This window comes from Crenothrix polyspora, from assembly GCF_900163755.1.
Lineage (GTDB): Bacteria > Pseudomonadota > Gammaproteobacteria > Methylococcales > Methylomonadaceae > Crenothrix > Crenothrix polyspora.
The window spans coordinates 1-15,622 of sequence record NZ_FUKI01000111.1 but is presented as its reverse complement, the minus strand read 5'-3'; the positions used below and the strand labels follow the sequence as shown (position 1 = coordinate 15,622).

Genomic DNA, 15,622 nt, shown 5'->3' with positions numbered 1-15,622 from the left:
GGGATTTAAAAAGTGTATTTTAAAATGAACGTATTAAGGTATTTCGGTGTTTGTTCCCAGTGGTGCGAGCAAAACATACAGGGATAAGCACCTAAAAAATGAGATTTTAAAATATTCAGCATCTGTTATAGCCTAAGACTGTTTTAAAGATCATCTGGCGTAACCATACAATGTCATATTGGGGAGAGTTCCTTGTCTACAAAACATAAATTTCAAGAACATAAAGACACTAATACTATGAAAGATGACGTAACGACACCCAAAGTCCGTCTGTCACAAAGCGTTAAGCGCTCAATGGAGCTTACCGAAAGTATAGAGCGTGCTGAACAAATTGAAATTTTTCAGGGCACGGCGTTGTTTGTTGATAAAGATAGCGGCGAATTTATCGGCCCTATTGCCGAAGGTACTATGGGTATTATTTTATATGCCGGTTCTGCGAAAAGAATTAAAGAAGATGGCTTGAACAGTGCTGATGCGATTCGTATTCCACGCTTGTTGCAACTGGATGAATTATTAAATTTTCACATTGCGGAAATTTGTTATCACGAAGGTATTCAAGCAGAGAAAGCCGCTGATCTTTCCGGTTTAGGGGGCGCTAAATGTATGTTGCGCCCTGGCAAACCCAATTATTATGCCACTATTCCTGGTGGCGATCGCAGCCCATGTTATGTCGGTTTTTATCTATCACCAAACGCCAAATACAGCTTGGCACTGGTTTCGGAAAAACAAGCATGGCCGCTGGAGTTTGCCAATTATCTACATCAAGTCGGCTATGAGCCTAAAGAATTGTATGCGGAAATTAATCGCTTTGCTGATCTGGATGTGCAAAATCGGGCTGTTGATCGCAGCGATACTTTGGAAACCTTGTTATATTTGCCCGATTTACGCAAACGTAAGCAGGCAGGCAAAAAAAACCACGAAGACGCTGAAATTAATGCTCAACAACCTGCCAGTAAATTACGCAACCTAGGCCGCAGCATTATAGAAGAAGCTTATACCCGTAAAGATATTGGTGGTTGGTGGTTTAATCTGCCGATTTGTCTGTACAGCTGGATGACTTCGGATTTAGAGCGTTTAATGACCGGTTTGTTAGACGATGAAAGCACTTCTTTAAATAATGCCAATCCAGAAAAAATAGCCAGCTCGGATGCCAAGTTATTGTCAAACTGGCGACCTATTACCTGGCTATCTTTAGCGCGTACGCTCACGCTGGGTTTAAGTGCTTTACATACCAAAGGCTTGATACACGGCGATCCACGTCCTGCTAATATCATGGCTAAGTTATCGGAAGAAGATGTGTTATTACCCGATCATTTTCGCTGGATTGATGTTGGCTTGGGTTATGGGCATGTTAATACCACCACCACTGATCCTGATGGCCGCATAAGCCAAACACCGCCAGCCCCTTTAGGCGGGGGACGGGTAACCCCGTTTTATGCCCCAGAACGCGTGGAGTCGGTAGAGTTTGAAGATGCGGATATGGTACGTTTATCAAAACGCATTGATGGCTATTATTTGCTAGAGTTTCTTTGGAAACGCCGTACCTATGAAGAGCCGGTTGCGCTCATGCTGAAAGATGCACGCGGCAAGCCGTTGCGTGAATTAGGTAAGCTGGGTAAAGGCGACCGTATTCAATTACGGGAATTTATTTTTGATGTTGAATGTGTTGAGGCATCGCATGTTGTGGTATCACGAATTTATGAGGTGGTATTGGACAGAGTGTTGATTGAGCACAAAGAAACCGAAAATGAAATCAGCATTCTCAGTAAGCTGCAAAATGCAGCTATTTCTCGGTACCGTGTTTTTAAACAATGGGGGCAAGCGACCGACATTTTCGGACTGGGTATCTTGGTGTTGTATATGTTTTTTATTCGCGGCTTGTGTTTGAGAAAACAATATTTAAACAAAGAAAATCCCGCCAGTAATCACAGTGAATTTTATTTAGAAAAATCCAGTCGCGAACGCATTTTTCATGAATTATCAACATTAATACGCAGTCAGATTTTCTTAAATGGTTTTGTTGCGGCTATTAAAGAGCGCGGTAAATACGCTAATAAAAGTCAATTGTGGCAAAAAGATGTGCTCATGCCGTTGGCGCACGATTATAAGCGCGAAGACTTTACCGCTAAGGTCAACCCTTCCAATCCTGAGCGCATTCAACAAATTGTCGATCACGTTTTAACAATGGATGCTAACTTTACCACGGTGTTGATGGGAGCAAACCGCAACAATGGCTTGTTTGTGTTAATTATTTATTTTTGTTTATCGTGCGTATGGCGACGTGATGAAGTGTCTGATTTATTGGCTTCAGAGTTTCCTTTTGAACCGTATTGTGATTCACGAGAAATTATTACCGACAAGGAACAGCGCTCAAAACCTGCGCGTCGTGCCAGAGAAGATTTAGAATTGTTATGCGAGTTGATTAATGCCGCCCAAATTAATGAAGACATTAGCAATGATGAGTTAGGTAATTATTCTTCTGAAATTATTCTGCGTTCGCGTAATGATCAAATGCAGATTGCTTTGGAAAATGCGCAAAAAGCCATGCGTGAAGCACAAGATAAAGACAGCAAAATTGGTAAAATGGAACGCATTTTAGCGGAGCTTGAAAAAACACTGCATTTAAAAAATACCAGTCTTGATGAGTTTAAAAATAAAACGGATGAATTACAAGAAGATCAGCAAATACAAAAAGAAAAAATTCGTGAGGATGAAAAAAGATTGCGTTATTTAGAAGTCGAAAATAAACGTTTGCAAGGTATGCTGACACGCTCACAAGAACAATTAAATCGCAGTATTTTTCATATTTTTAAAAGTGACTCTGCGAGTAAACCGGAAAAATAATCACTGTGTTGTGTGCTGAAATACACGCCTAGTTTTAATGTTGTGTTATTTTGGCGCGTGCTAGAATGCTATTAATTTAATACTTGGAAGATGACTACATGAAAGCAAATATAGGTTTAATTGGCCTTGCGGTAATGGGGCAAAACTTAGTTTTAAACATGAATGACCACGGCTTTAAAGTGGCGGTTTACAACCGCACCACTAGCACCACTCAGGAATTTCTTGAAGGCCCTGCTAAAGATACGCAAGTGGTTGGTGCGAATTCTCTGGAAGAGCTAGTGGGTCAACTGCAATCCCCGCGTATTGTCATGTTGATGGTTAAAGCCGGTGAGGTAGTCGATCAATACATCGACACGTTAGTACCGTTGCTGTCGGCTGGCGATATTATTGTTGATGGTGGCAACTCATTGTTTGCCGACACCAATCGCCGCACTGCCCAACTCAAAGAAAAAAATATCAACTATATTGGCACCGGAGTCTCTGGCGGTGAAGAAGGCGCACGAAACGGCCCATCGATCATGCCTGGTGGCAATAAGGCCGCATGGCCAGCGGTTAAGCCCATTTTTCAGGCCATCAGTGCCAAAGTCAACGGTGAACCGTGCTGTGAATGGGTGGGTGATAACGGCGCTGGCCATTATGTCAAAATGGTGCATAACGGCATTGAGTACGGCGACATGCAGTTGATTTGTGAAGCCTATCAACTGCTGTCCGAAGGCTTGGGGTTAAGCGCCGATGAAATGCACGCTATTTTTACCGAATGGAATCAAGGTAAATTAAGTTCCTACTTGATTGAAATTAGCGCCGGTATTTTGGCCTATAAAGATAGCGACGGCCAGCCGCTGCTGGAAAAAATTCTCGATACCGCTGGCCAAAAAGGTACTGGCAAATGGACAGGGATCAATGCGCTGGACTTGGGTATTCCACTCACATTGATTGGCGAATCGGTGTTTGCACGCTGTTTATCTGCGCAAAAACAAGAGCGTGTTAAGGCTGCACGCGCCTTGCCTAAGCACACAGCAACGCCTTTTGCAGGTGACAAACAAGCGATGATTACTGCGATTGGCGATGCGCTGTATGCCGCCAAAATCATCTCTTACGCACAAGGTTTTTGGTTAATGCGTGAAGCATCCAAAGAATACAAGATGGCGCTTAACTACGGCGAAATTGCCTTGATGTGGCGTGGCGGTTGTATTATCCGCAGCCAGTTTTTAAATGATATTAAACACGCTTACCAAACCAATCCACAATTGGAAAATCTGCTGCTGGCCGATTATTTTATTGATGCCATGACTCAGAGTGATGCAGGTTGGCGTAAAACGGTTATTTTAGGCATAGAGCAGGGCATTCCAACACCGGCGCTGTCATCTGCCTTGGCTTATTACGACGGTTACCGTAGCGAACGCCTACCCGCCAATTTATTACAGGCGCAACGCGATTATTTTGGCGCACACACTTACGAGCGGGTCGATCAACCCAGAGGCCAATTTTTTCATACTGATTGGACGGGGCATGGTGGTAAGACTGCCTCTACCACGTACACGGTATAAGCGATTTTTTTATCATCATTGTGAGCGCATTGCCCTGTATTCTTCTAGGGTGTAGATGGATATGATTAACTTAAAACAATTTTAATTTCTATGAACGCAGACTCCTGTACTTACGTCATTTTTGGCTCCACCGGCAATTTATCACGCATTAAACTGATGCCTGCCTTGTATCATCTGGATGTGGCCAATCAACTGCCCCAAGGTACGCGCATTATTGCCATAGGCCGCAGACCCTGGGATCAGGAAAAGTGGCTAGCAGAACTTAGGGATATGATTCAGACTAAAGTTAAGGATGATTTTGATGAAAAAATCTTTCAGCGCTTTAGTGCCAGAATGTATTACCACCGTGGCGACATCGACCAAGCCGAATGCTATAGCGAACTGGCGGCCACACTTAACCAAAAAAGCCTGTTTCCTAAAAATATAGCGTTTTATCTGTCCATCAGTCCGGCAGATTTTGGGCCGGTGATGGAAAACCTCAGCAATAATCATTTGTTTGATGAGGAAAGTGGCTGGCGACGGATTATTATCGAAAAACCGTTTGGCTACGATCTGGACAGCGCCCAAGCCTTGCAAAAGCGTATCAGCCATTATTTAACCGAAGAACAAATTTATCGTATCGATCACTATCTTGGTAAAGGCATGGTACAAAATGTACTGGTGTTCCGGTTTGCCAACGTTATGTTGGAACCGTTATGGAATCGCAATTACATCGATCATATTCAGATTACCCATTCGGAAGCCTTGGGCATTGAAAGTCGCGCTGATTATTACAACAGTGCTGGCGCATTGCGGGATATGTTGCAAAGTCATCTTTTACAAATGCTGGCATTGGTGACTATGGAACCGCCGGTGTCTATGGAGGCTGAAGCGCTGCGCGATGAAAAAGTTAAAATTTTAAAATCAATACGTCCTATCCCTAAAGAAGCCGTCCATGCTCAGGCTTTCCGTGGACAATATGCGAAGGGTGTGGTTGACGGCGAAAAAGTGAACGGTTATTTGCAAGAAGAAAACGTTCCGGCTAACAGTGTTACCGAAACTTATGCGTCCATGAAATTGTACATTGACAACTGGCGCTGGCGCGGTGTGCCGTTTTATTTGCGCACTGGTAAACGCATGGCGAAATCGCAATCGACTATTTCCATCTGTTTTCGCCACCCGCCGTTACAGTTTTTTCGTGATACCAATATTCAGTGCATGAATCCCAATTGGGTGCTATTGGGTATTCAGCCAGAAGAGTGCATACGCATAGAAATGACGGTAAAAGAGCCCGGTTTGGAAATGAATACCCGTACTCGCAGTCTGGATGCCAGCTTCCGTAATCATGATGAAAAAGCCATAGATGCCTATGAAGATTTATTGCTGGATGTCTTAAAAGGTGATCGCTCACTGTTTTTACGCTTTGATGAAGTGGAATATGCCTGGCGAATTGTTGATCCTATTCTGCAAACCTGGGCAGTTGAACGTGATTATATTGCTACTTACCCAGCAGGTTCCTGGGGGCCAGAAGATAGCCGTTTGTTTGATAAGGATGCGCAATCCTGGCGCAGTTCTTTAACCCCGGAGTGTAAATAAATGCAAGAAAACAGTCGATGGCACATATTAGAAACCGGTGATGACGTTGCACAAGCGGTATGTCAGCGCATACTGAGCGCAGCACAGCAGGCTATTAGCCAGCACGGTATATTCAAGCTGGTATTAGCAGGGGGTGGTACACCGGAAAAAGTCTATCGTTTACTCAGTAAAACAGAGGCAGACTGGGGTAAATGGTTTATTTACTACGGTGATGAACGCTGTTTATCAGAAGAGCATAAAGACAGAAACAGTGTTATGGCAACACGGGCGTTTTTAGCGCATGTGGCGATTCCTGAGAGTCAGGTATTTACCATGCCGGCTGAATTTGGTCCAAAATTGGCGGCTAGTTTTTATCAGCCCATCGTCGCTGATGCACTGCCGTTTGATATGGTATTGCTGGGCATGGGAGAAGACGGCCATACCGCCAGTTTGTTTCCAGGTCATCAACATAATACAGATGATTTAACACACGCGGTTTACAACTCTCCTAAACCACCGGATGAGCGAGTGTCTTTGAGCGCCAAAGCCTTAAGCGCAACGCAGCAGCTTATTTTTATTATTACCGGTGCCAATAAACAGGAAGCGGTTAAGCAATGGCGAGCAGGGCAAGATTTGCCCGTGGCAAACATTCATCCTGCTGGCGGGATTGATGTTTATATGGATAATAGCGTAGCCAATCGTACATAAATAGTAAATTGAAAAAGCGGCTGTCCCTGATATTACACATGCAGTATTTTTAATCAGGCGACGTTGCGATGTAACACATCAAAAGGTATGCTGATCAGATTAATAGCGTTTGCATTTACGTTGACCGGCTTTTATCAGAAAGCTTTGCAATTGACGGTAAAAGCCCTATTTAGGTTAAAATGAATTTAACATCTGACAGAGATATACTTACCATGCACACACACAAAATAGGATTTATCGGCGGCGGTAATATGGCCACCAGCTTAATCAGTGGCTTGATTGCCAGCGGGCATCCCGCCGAACTTATCTTTGTATCCGACATTAACCCAGATACACTGGCGACGTTGTCCAGCAGCTTAAACATTAATACCAGTGTCGATAACACGGTGGTATTAAATGCGGTGGATATTGTGGTATTGGCGGTTAAGCCACAAATATTAAAGGCGGTTGCCACTGCGGCAGCGTCGATAGTACAGCAAAAAAATCTACTGGTGGTTTCTATTGCGGCGGGCATTAGCCAAACAAGTCTGAGTAACTGGTTGGGCAATAATACCGCCATAGTACGCTGCATGCCCAATACTCCCGCTTTGGTGTTAACCGGTGCAACGGCGTTACACGCCAACAGCCACGTCTCTAATGAACAACGTGATACGGCTGAAAGCATTTTACGGGCGGTGGGTATTACGCTGTGGGTTGATAATGAAAGCGATCTGGATGCCGTAACCGCCGTGTCTGGCAGCGGCCCTGCGTATTATTTTTTACTGATGGAAGCCATGGAAAAAGTGGCTATTGACTTAGGCTTAACCGAAAGCACCGCACGATTATTGGTACAGCAAACCGCTTTAGGAGCGGCCAAAATTGCATTGGAATCCTCTGAATCGCCACAGCAACTGCGTGAGCGAGTTACCTCGCCCAATGGCACGACACAACGGGCCATAGAAACCTTTGAGCAAGGCGGCTTTACAGATTTGGTTGCTCGTGCTTTACATGCGGCAAGAGACCGTTCCATTGAAATGTCACAACAATCGGAGTAAACCCAATGACTGCGTCTTATGTTGTCGACCCCCTCATTTTTATCATTGATACCTTGTTGTCGCTGTATATTTTGGCGGTATTACTGCGTTTTTTACTGCAATGGACGGGAGCTGAGTTTTATAATCCGATTTCGCAATTTTTAGTTAAAATTACCCACCCACCGTTAAAGCTATTACGTCGCTTTGTACCGCCTATCGGCAAAATAGACACCTCGTCTTTGGTGCTGATTTTAAGTTTACAAATGCTGTCGGATTTTTCAATTTTAGTTCTTAAAGGCGTTACGCTTAATATTGGCGCATTAACTTTGCTGTCTATTACCCAGTTAGTGGCGTTGTTGATTAATGTTTTTGTATTTGCGGTTTTTGCCAGAGCCTTATTAAGTTGGTTAGACTCGGGTAGTTTTCGTTCAGCGGCATCCATTTTATACAGCCTCACCAACCCGCTGCTGGATACCTGCCGTAAATTTATTCCAGAATTAGGCGGTGTTGATTTATCGCCGATGGTGGCGTTATTGTTGCTACAACTGAGTAAAATGATTATTTTGCCACCGCTGCAAGAGTTAGCCAGTTTTATTGGTTAAAACAGATTGGGGCCTATGTTTTGGCTATTCAGTAGCAGCCCATAAAGTTCTCGTTGCTACTGAGCTTATCGAAATATGGGCGCTTAACCTGAACATATTTCGACCACGCAGCCATGAACGGATTAATGATCTGTGCCAGCTTAGGAACGCGCACGAAATAACTTGAGCAAGTTCATGCTTCGACAGGCTCAGCACGAACGGTGGTGGCGTTTAAGTTGTTCAAGTTATTTCATGCACGTTCCTTAAATTGATACAGTATTTTACAGCAGCCCATTTTCAGCAAAAGAATACGGCTGACCGTCGCCAATAATAAAATGGTCGAGTACGCGAATATCCAGTAAAGCCAAGGCTTGTTGCAGTTTTTCGGTAATGTATTTATCGGCTTGGCTGGGTTCGTTAATACCCGATGGGTGATTGTGGGCAAAAATGACGGCAGCAGCATTATGATGCAATGCTTGTTTAACCACTTCTCTTGGGTAGACATTGGCACTGTTTAAAGTGCCTCGAAATAATTCCTCCAATTGAATAACGCGATTTTGGTTGTCTAAAAACAAACAGGCAAAGACCTCATAATTGTAGCTACGCAGTCTGGCACTTAAATAAGCACGGGTAATATCAGGGCTGGACAGTGCGTTACCTCGCTGCAAAATTTCTTTAAAATGCCGCCTGGCCATCTCCAATACCGCTTGCAGTTGTGCGTATTTAGCATCCCCCAAACCATTGCCTTGGCAAAACTGCTGATGATCTGCATTGAGCAAGGCTTTTAACGAGCCGAATTGTTCGAGCAAGTCACGCGCCAAATCCACCGCCGACTTACCTGGTGTGCCGGTGCGTAAGAAAATTGCCAGCAATTCTGCATCGGTGAGTGCCGCAGGGCCACGTTGCAATAGCTTTTCTCGTGGTCGATCTTCTGCATTCCAATCCTTAATGGTCATCGGTTACTCTTTTTAAGATAAAATTAAAGCATAGAAGAATGTGGCTATACTTGCCATAATGTTGGTTTTTATCATCACCGAGGCTTAGCTATTAATAAACGTATTCTCTTAGCCGTCAGTGGCGGTATTGCTGCTTATAAATCGGCAGAATTAGTTCGATTATTGGGTAAATATGGCTGTGACGTGCGCGTGGTTATGACCTCCTCGGCGACACAATTTGTTAGCGCTTTAACGTTTCAGGCGCTGTCTGGCCATCCTGTGTATAGCGATTTGTGCGAAACAGAGTCAGAAAATGCAATGGGGCATATTAATCTGGCGCGTTGGGCTGATGTGTTGCTTATTGCGCCTGCCACCGCCAACATACTGGCAAAATGCAGCCACGGTATAGCGGATGATTTAGTCTCCACGTTGTATTTGGCGACAACGTGCCCTGTGTATGTTGCCCCCGCGATGAATCAGGCGATGTGGCATAAAACAGTGACCCAAGAAAACATACAAAGTCTTATCCGGCACGGGGTTACGCTGATTGGCCCTGAACAAGGTATGCAGGCGTGTGGTGAAACCGGTTTTGGACGTATGGCAGAAGCGGCCTATATCAGTGATTTTTTAATGTCTCGTTTAACTCAGCCGAATTTACCGGATCTGACATTATTGCTACAAGGCAAAAAAGTGTTAATCAGCGCAGGGCCAACCCGCGAAGCCTTGGATCCTGTACGTTATATTACTAACCGTAGCTCAGGAAAAATGGGCTATGCACTTGCCAAAGCCGCTGTAGAGGCGGGCGCACAGGTTACTTTAGTCAGTGGCCCTGTCGCGTTAGCGCCAGTTAGCCAGGTTGAGGTTATCTTTGTGGAAAGTGCTGAGCAAATGTATGCCGAAGTGATAAACAGGGCTGAACGCTACGATATTTATATTGGTGCTGCCGCCATTGCAGATTACACGCCAGTTAATACGCAAGCGACAAAAATAAAAAAACATACCGAAGCGCTGGTAATCAACTTAAAGAAAACCCGTGATGTGCTTGCCGGCGTGGCACAGTTGGCTAAACGTCCTTTTACCGTGGGCTTTGCGGCTGAAACCCATGATCTTGAGCAGTATGCACAGGATAAATTGTACAAAAAAAATCTGGATATGATTGCCGCTAACTGGGTGGGTAAAGATCAGGGTGGTTTTGACAGTGAACAAAATGAATTACATGTTTTTTGGCGTACCGGCCAGAAAATAATAGCAATGGCGGATAAAAATCAGATCGCCAAGCAGTTAATACAGTTAATCGTTGAGAGGATGAATGAAAAAAATACAACTTAAAATTTTAGATGCGCGTTTAGGTAACGAGATTGCCTTACCCGATTATGCAACCTTAGGTTCTGCGGGGTTGGATTTACGTGCCTGTCTTGAGGTTGCAACCGAACTAAAACCAGGTGAGACTATTTTAGTCCCCACCGGTTTAGCAATTTATATTAATGACCCCGAATTGGCAGCGGTATTATTGCCGCGCTCAGGTCTTGGCCATAAGCACGGTGTGGTGCTGGGTAATTTAGTGGGTTTAATTGATTCGGATTATCAAGGCCAGGTTTTTGTGTCGGTGTGGAATCGTAGCACGAGCGCTTTTACTATTAATATTGGCGAGCGGATTGCACAAATGGTGTTTGTGCCGGTTGTGCAAGTAGTGTTTGAACGTGTTGAAGCATTTAATGACAGTGTTCGAGGCGTAGGCGGCTTTGGCCATACTGGTCGTCACTAGGCCAATTGTCAATGAAGAGGTAGTGCAGATGGAACGATTATTTACGCTGTTGCTGTTGATGATAGTAGTACTAATTTTAGCGGTTGGTGGCGGCGTACATTGGCTTTCTTCAGCTGTGGTTAATAATACTAAAGAAGATGCAGCCCATGAGGTAGCTAAAGCGGTTGCTTTAAGTGTATCGCAGCAAATATATTTATTAAATAAAACGCTGGATAATATTGCACAGCAACCTGAGGTTATTAGCGCATTAAGCACGGGCAATACTATTTTGCTGGAGTCAGCGGCTAAAAACATTCAGAGTCATTTTCCAGAAGCTATTAAAATCAGGCTGTTAACACCTGATATTAATAAAATTGATGAAAGTACCGTACCGAATATGGGTTACGCTGATTTAGACATGGTGCGTGAAACCTTGCTTACTAATCAGTCGCCTGTTGTGCAAGGCGATAGCGGGGTTAATCGGCATTTGGCAATGACCAGTCAAGTGCGACAAGGTGACCGCGTGGTGGGGGTTATTTTAGCCAGTCTTGACCACGGTTTTATTGCAAAAACCATTAAGGCTACCACGTTAAATAATTATTATATTGAATTACGGCAAGCCAAATTGGTATTAGGCATATCAGGCACGGCGCTGGGTAAAACTGCCGCAGCTAGCGCTGAGTTAAATGTGCCACACAGTGATTGGAAGTTGTATTACGAATACCCTAGTGGCACAAGTTTAGCTGAACTAAGCACGCTTCTAGGAATTCTTGTGCTGGCACTCAGTGTGGCGGTTGTAGCAGTGTTTTTAGGTTATCGTCAGTTATCCAGATTAATTAAAGACGATTTAAGCAGCGTGCTTAAAGCCTTTAAAGACATTGTCGGGCATAAATCATTAGGCAGTTACCCTGTTAGTTTAGCGGAGATGAACACGATTATTGCCTCATTTTTGCGCCTTAATCGTGCTTTAGATGACTCCTCAGGCCATATTAAAAATACCGTAGACGACGATAATGCACTTGAAGAAAATGGTTTTTTCTCCGCGCCAGATAGCACTGAATTTGTTGAGATAACAGCTGCCCAGGTCAAGCGAGAGGAGCCTATTTATACACCGATGGCATCATTACAGTCAGCTACTTATATAAAGCCAGATTTAGTGAAAAAAGTAATTAACAATAACGTTGATAACGAACAGGTGGCAGTTAAGCCAGCGAGTATTCCACAGGTAAAAACACGTTTACCCACTGAAATTATTAGCGATTTATTGGTTAAGGTACCTGTAAAAAACAGCGCTCCCAGCATCTTTAAAGCTTACGATATTCGCGGGATTGTCGGTACAACATTAACGCTGAATATGGTTTACGATATTGGTCGGGCTTTTGGAACCGAGGCTAAAAAACACGGGTGTAAAACAGTGGCTATGGGGCGTGATGGCAGAACGTCAAGCCCTGTTCTTGCTGAAGAGTTGGCTAAAGGTATTGCGTCAACAGGGTGTAATATTATGGATATTGGCATGATACCCACGCCAGTATTGTATTTTGCCACCCAGCATCTGGAAGGCCGTTGCGGCATTATGGTAACGGGTAGCCATAATCCCCCTGACTACAATGGTTTTAAAATGGTGATTGCGGGTGAAACCTTGGCCGAGGAGCGTATTCAGGCACTTAAAGCCTGTATTGATACACGGGCTTACAGCGTCGGTGACATGGGGCTTATTGAGAAAAATATCGCCTTCAGTAATGAATACATTGGCACAATTGCTGACGACGTTCGTATCTCAAGGCCGATGCTGGTTGTTTTGGATTGCGGTAACGGCGTTGGTGGTAAATTAGGCCCCACTTTACTGCGAACGTTGGGCTGTGAAGTTATTGAGCTGCATTGTGATATTGATGGTAGTTTTCCTAATCATCACCCTGACCCCAGTAAGCCGGAAAATATGCACGAATTGATGACCACGGTTAAGCATTATAAAGCCGATGTCGGTATCGCTTTTGATGGCGATGCCGATCGTTTGGGGGTAGTGGATTCCAATGGAAAAATTATTTGGCCTGATCGGCAAATGATGCTGTTTGCCAAGCATGTATTAGCGGCTAATTTGGGTGCTGAGGTGCTTTATGATGTGAAATGCTCCACGCATTTAGCAACACAAATTAAAAAATACGGCGGCAGACCACAGATGTGGAAAAGTGGTCATTCACTCATGAAAGCCAAAATTAAAGCCACCGGCGCTAAATTGGCCGGTGAAATGAGCGGCCACATTTTTTTCAATGATCGCTGGTTTGGTTTTGATGATGGCTTATACGCTGCTGCCCGATTAATTGAAATTTTGTCTAATGATCAAGGTTCAAGCGCACAGGTTTTTGCCAGTTTTCCAGACAGCGTTAATACCCCGGAATTAACCATTGAACTTGCTGAAGATAACGGCTTTGATGTGCTTGCAAATTTGCGTGCCGCTGCTGATTTTGCCGATGCGAGTATTATTGATATTGACGGTTTGCGCGTTGAGTTTGTCGATGGTTGGGGTTTGGTGCGTGCCTCCAATACCACGCCTGCATTGACACTGCGCTTTGAAGGCGATACGCTGGAAGCGATGCAGCGCATACAGCAGCATTTTAAACAGCTTATTAATAGCGTTAACCCCGATCTTGTAATCCCTTTTTAAGCATGGAAAGTCAGCCAATGATGCAACAAAGAACCGCCCACCAAATAGCGGATGTTTTAATAGAAGCTTTACCGTATATTCAGCGTTTTAAAGGCAAAACCATCGTGGTTAAGTTTGGTGGCAATGCAATGATTGATGAAGCCCTTAAACACAGTTTTGCAAGAGACATTGTGCTGATGAAATTGGTAGGGCTTAATCCGATTGTGGTACATGGCGGTGGCCCACAGATAGGCCAACTACTGGAAAAACTTAATATTAAAACGCGTTTTGTCGATGGTATGCGGGTTACCGACAGTGAAACAATGGATGTTGTGGAAATGGTATTAGGCGGTTTGGTCAATAAAGAAATTGTGTCGTTAATTAACCGACACGGTGGCAAAGCTATTGGCTTAACCGGCAAAGACGGTGATTTAATTCGCGCTAAAAAAATTACCCAAAAAAAATACGCGACCGATACGCTAGATTCTGAAATTATTGATTTGGGTTATGTGGGGGAAGTCAGTAGTATTGACCCTTCCGCACTTGATATGCTGGGACACAGTGATTTTATTCCGGTAATTGCGCCGATTGGTGCGGGCGAAGATGGGCGGTCTTATAATATTAATGCCGACTTGGTAGCTGGTAAACTGGCCGAAGTCTTAAAAGCGGAAAAGCTGATTTTATTGACTAATACTGTTGGTATTTTAGATAAGCAAGGTGAGTTATTAACCGGCTTAACATTAAAAGATATTGATGACTTGATTGAAGACGGTACGATTTCTGGTGGTATGATCCCTAAAACCCGTTGTGCTACCGATGCGCTGAAAGGCGGTGTCAACAGTGTGCATATCATCGACGGTCGCGTGGAGCATGCCGTTTTATTGGAATTGTTTACTGACCAAGGTGTTGGTACGTTACTCTTGAGCCGCCCGCGCTAAGGCATTATTAATATAAGGTCTGAAGGAAGCGCGTATGCTACTGACTTTTTGGCCAGCACATAATTCACGACCTTGAGACGAGTCTCGGCAGCGAATATCGAGAAAAAGTTGATAGTTGGTATCTGTCAGTTTTATTTTGGATAACGATAAACTCAAATCTGAATCGGTCGCCGGAAGACGGTTCATAATGAGTTTGTCGTTATAAATATCAGCCGGTGTTGTTGAGTAAAAATTAACAAATTTATGGCCAATATCCCACGCTTTGTTACATTGGTGGTCGTTGTGACAATAAAATAAACCCAGTTTATTGGCTTCAATAATACTGGCAAGTTTAACTTCGTGTTCATCTGTTGCAGGTTCGGTGAGATAAACAAACCGATCAAAATTTGCCTTATATTCTGTTTCTATTTGCTGTTTTTTCTGCATATTAACCAGTGCAGAACGCTCAGTTTTTTTAATCTGCTCTTGAGTAGACTGCATTTCGGTCAGTGATTTCTGCGGCACTTTTTTACCGTCACGCTCCAGCAGGGCAGCCTGTTTTTGTTGCCAGTTAAGCAAGGTTTTTAATTGCTCCAAGTTGCCGGCAATAATTTTTTTTTCGCTATCCAGTGTTTCAAATTTTGCATTGAGTCCGTTTATTAAGTCCTCTTTAGAATGAAAAGTACTTAATAAAGCTTTGTCATGGGTTTTTTGCGTAGCAATCAGCTTGTCTTGCTCTTTGCGTAGCTCTGCAAGCCGGTTATCTTGGGTAATTTGCTCTTTGGTTTTCGCTTTTTCTATTACTTCAATGACACGGCCTTTTTTGCTCAGTGAGTCGCGGCGAAATTGATTATGCTTAGGCGGCACTTGATCAGAAAAAAACGTTTTGCCTTGGTCGTCTACCCAGCGATACATTTTTTTGGCAATCGCCGTTTGACTACTCAGTAGACAGCACAGACAGCTTAAAAATACAGACACCCTTACAATACAATGTGACATAAATTAAATATTTTTCATGATCTTGGCATAAATTATAGTGATACAGCGTTTTCAACTTAGAACAGTTACAGCCACCGTTCGTGCTGAGCTTGTCGAAGCATGAACGGCACACTTCGACAAGCTCAGTGCGAACGGTTAC

Annotated in this window: 13 protein-coding genes; 10 read left to right on the top strand and 3 right to left on the bottom strand. The window is 43.8% G+C overall.

The window, feature by feature from the left end; genetic code table 11:
• Nucleotides 1-192: 192 nt before the first annotated feature.
• The 6 genes from CRENPOLYSF2_RS09110 to CRENPOLYSF2_RS09085 all read left to right on the top strand — a co-directional run bounded on the left by CRENPOLYSF2_RS09110 (nt 193) and on the right by CRENPOLYSF2_RS09085 (nt 8,268).
• Entirely contained in the window at nt 193-2,844 is a 2,652-nt protein-coding gene (locus CRENPOLYSF2_RS09110; RefSeq protein ID WP_087143638.1) for a hypothetical protein, read from the top strand.
• A 98-nt stretch (nt 2,845-2,942) separates the two neighbouring features.
• Entirely contained in the window at nt 2,943-4,391 is a 1,449-nt protein-coding gene (gene gnd, locus CRENPOLYSF2_RS09105; RefSeq protein ID WP_087143637.1) for a decarboxylating NADP(+)-dependent phosphogluconate dehydrogenase, read from the top strand.
• A gap of 90 nt (nt 4,392-4,481) precedes the next feature.
• Nucleotides 4,482-5,966: a glucose-6-phosphate dehydrogenase gene (zwf, locus tag CRENPOLYSF2_RS09100; RefSeq protein WP_087143636.1), complete on the top strand. Its 1,485-nt coding sequence runs from the start codon at nt 4,482-4,484 to the stop codon at nt 5,964-5,966.
• The gene (pgl, locus tag CRENPOLYSF2_RS09095) at nt 5,967-6,653 is read left to right on the top strand and encodes a 6-phosphogluconolactonase (RefSeq protein ID WP_087143635.1); all 687 of its coding nucleotides are present in this window, start codon (nt 5,967-5,969) and stop codon (nt 6,651-6,653) included.
• Nucleotides 6,654-6,865: 212 nt separating this feature from the next.
• Nucleotides 6,866-7,687, top strand: a complete 822-nt coding sequence (gene proC, locus CRENPOLYSF2_RS09090) for a pyrroline-5-carboxylate reductase (protein ID WP_087143651.1) — start codon at nt 6,866-6,868, stop codon at nt 7,685-7,687.
• A 5-nt stretch (nt 7,688-7,692) separates the two neighbouring features.
• Nucleotides 7,693-8,268: a YggT family protein gene (locus tag CRENPOLYSF2_RS09085; RefSeq protein ID WP_087143634.1), complete on the top strand. Its 576-nt coding sequence runs from the start codon at nt 7,693-7,695 to the stop codon at nt 8,266-8,268.
• A gap of 260 nt (nt 8,269-8,528) precedes the next feature.
• On the opposite strand, the gene radC is transcribed toward CRENPOLYSF2_RS09085, so the two are convergent.
• Nucleotides 8,529-9,203, bottom strand: a complete 675-nt coding sequence (radC, locus tag CRENPOLYSF2_RS09080) for a RadC family protein (protein WP_087143633.1) — start codon at nt 9,201-9,203, stop codon at nt 8,529-8,531.
• A gap of 90 nt (nt 9,204-9,293) precedes the next feature.
• Here radC and coaBC point away from each other — a divergent pair, with 90 nt between their 5' ends.
• From coaBC to argB, 4 genes are read left to right on the top strand one after another with little or no spacing between them, the layout of a single operon-like run.
• On the top strand, nt 9,294-10,511 hold the full coding sequence (gene coaBC / locus CRENPOLYSF2_RS09075) for a bifunctional phosphopantothenoylcysteine decarboxylase/phosphopantothenate--cysteine ligase CoaBC (RefSeq protein ID WP_087143632.1): 1,218 nt from the start codon (nt 9,294-9,296) through the stop codon (nt 10,509-10,511).
• Nucleotides 10,492-10,947: a dUTP diphosphatase gene (dut, locus tag CRENPOLYSF2_RS09070; RefSeq protein WP_087143631.1), complete on the top strand. Its 456-nt coding sequence runs from the start codon at nt 10,492-10,494 to the stop codon at nt 10,945-10,947. Before coaBC ends, dut begins: the two co-directional genes overlap by 20 nt.
• 28 nt (nt 10,948-10,975) lie before the next feature.
• Nucleotides 10,976-13,588 carry a phosphomannomutase/phosphoglucomutase gene (locus CRENPOLYSF2_RS09065; protein WP_087143630.1) on the top strand — a complete coding sequence of 871 codons (2,613 nt, stop codon included), beginning with the start codon at nt 10,976-10,978 and terminating at the stop codon, nt 13,586-13,588.
• A gap of 20 nt (nt 13,589-13,608) precedes the next feature.
• A complete protein-coding gene (gene argB, locus CRENPOLYSF2_RS09060) occupies nt 13,609-14,505 on the top strand; it encodes an acetylglutamate kinase (RefSeq protein WP_087143650.1) in 897 nt (298 codons plus the stop codon).
• Here argB and CRENPOLYSF2_RS09055 read toward each other — a convergent pair.
• Together CRENPOLYSF2_RS09055 and CRENPOLYSF2_RS19030 are read right to left on the bottom strand one after the other, a co-directional pair.
• Nucleotides 14,482-15,399, bottom strand: a complete 918-nt coding sequence (locus CRENPOLYSF2_RS09055) for a DUF4124 domain-containing protein (protein ID WP_245807960.1) — start codon at nt 15,397-15,399, stop codon at nt 14,482-14,484. The two genes, argB and CRENPOLYSF2_RS09055, sit on opposite strands and share 24 nt — an antisense overlap.
• Nucleotides 15,400-15,421: 22 nt before the next feature.
• Nucleotides 15,422-15,622: hypothetical protein (locus tag CRENPOLYSF2_RS19030; RefSeq protein ID WP_217884088.1), on the bottom strand; the 201-nt coding region annotated here is incomplete at its 5' end.

Coding starts and splice junctions, on each gene's coding strand:
- pgl (WP_087143635.1), top strand. CDS start 5,967: ATGCAAGAAAACAGTCGATGGCACATATTAGAAACCGGTGATGACGTT.
- CRENPOLYSF2_RS09055 (WP_245807960.1), bottom strand. CDS start 15,399: ATGTATCGCTGGGTAGACGACCAAGGCAAAACGTTTTTTTCTGATCAA.
- CRENPOLYSF2_RS09085 (WP_087143634.1), top strand. CDS start 7,693: ATGACTGCGTCTTATGTTGTCGACCCCCTCATTTTTATCATTGATACC.
- radC (WP_087143633.1), bottom strand. CDS start 9,203: ATGACCATTAAGGATTGGAATGCAGAAGATCGACCACGAGAAAAGCTA.
- zwf (WP_087143636.1), top strand. CDS start 4,482: ATGAACGCAGACTCCTGTACTTACGTCATTTTTGGCTCCACCGGCAAT.
- CRENPOLYSF2_RS09065 (WP_087143630.1), top strand. CDS start 10,976: ATGGAACGATTATTTACGCTGTTGCTGTTGATGATAGTAGTACTAATT.
- argB (WP_087143650.1), top strand. CDS start 13,609: ATGCAACAAAGAACCGCCCACCAAATAGCGGATGTTTTAATAGAAGCT.
- gnd (WP_087143637.1), top strand. CDS start 2,943: ATGAAAGCAAATATAGGTTTAATTGGCCTTGCGGTAATGGGGCAAAAC.
- proC (WP_087143651.1), top strand. CDS start 6,866: ATGCACACACACAAAATAGGATTTATCGGCGGCGGTAATATGGCCACC.
- dut (WP_087143631.1), top strand. CDS start 10,492: ATGAAAAAAATACAACTTAAAATTTTAGATGCGCGTTTAGGTAACGAG.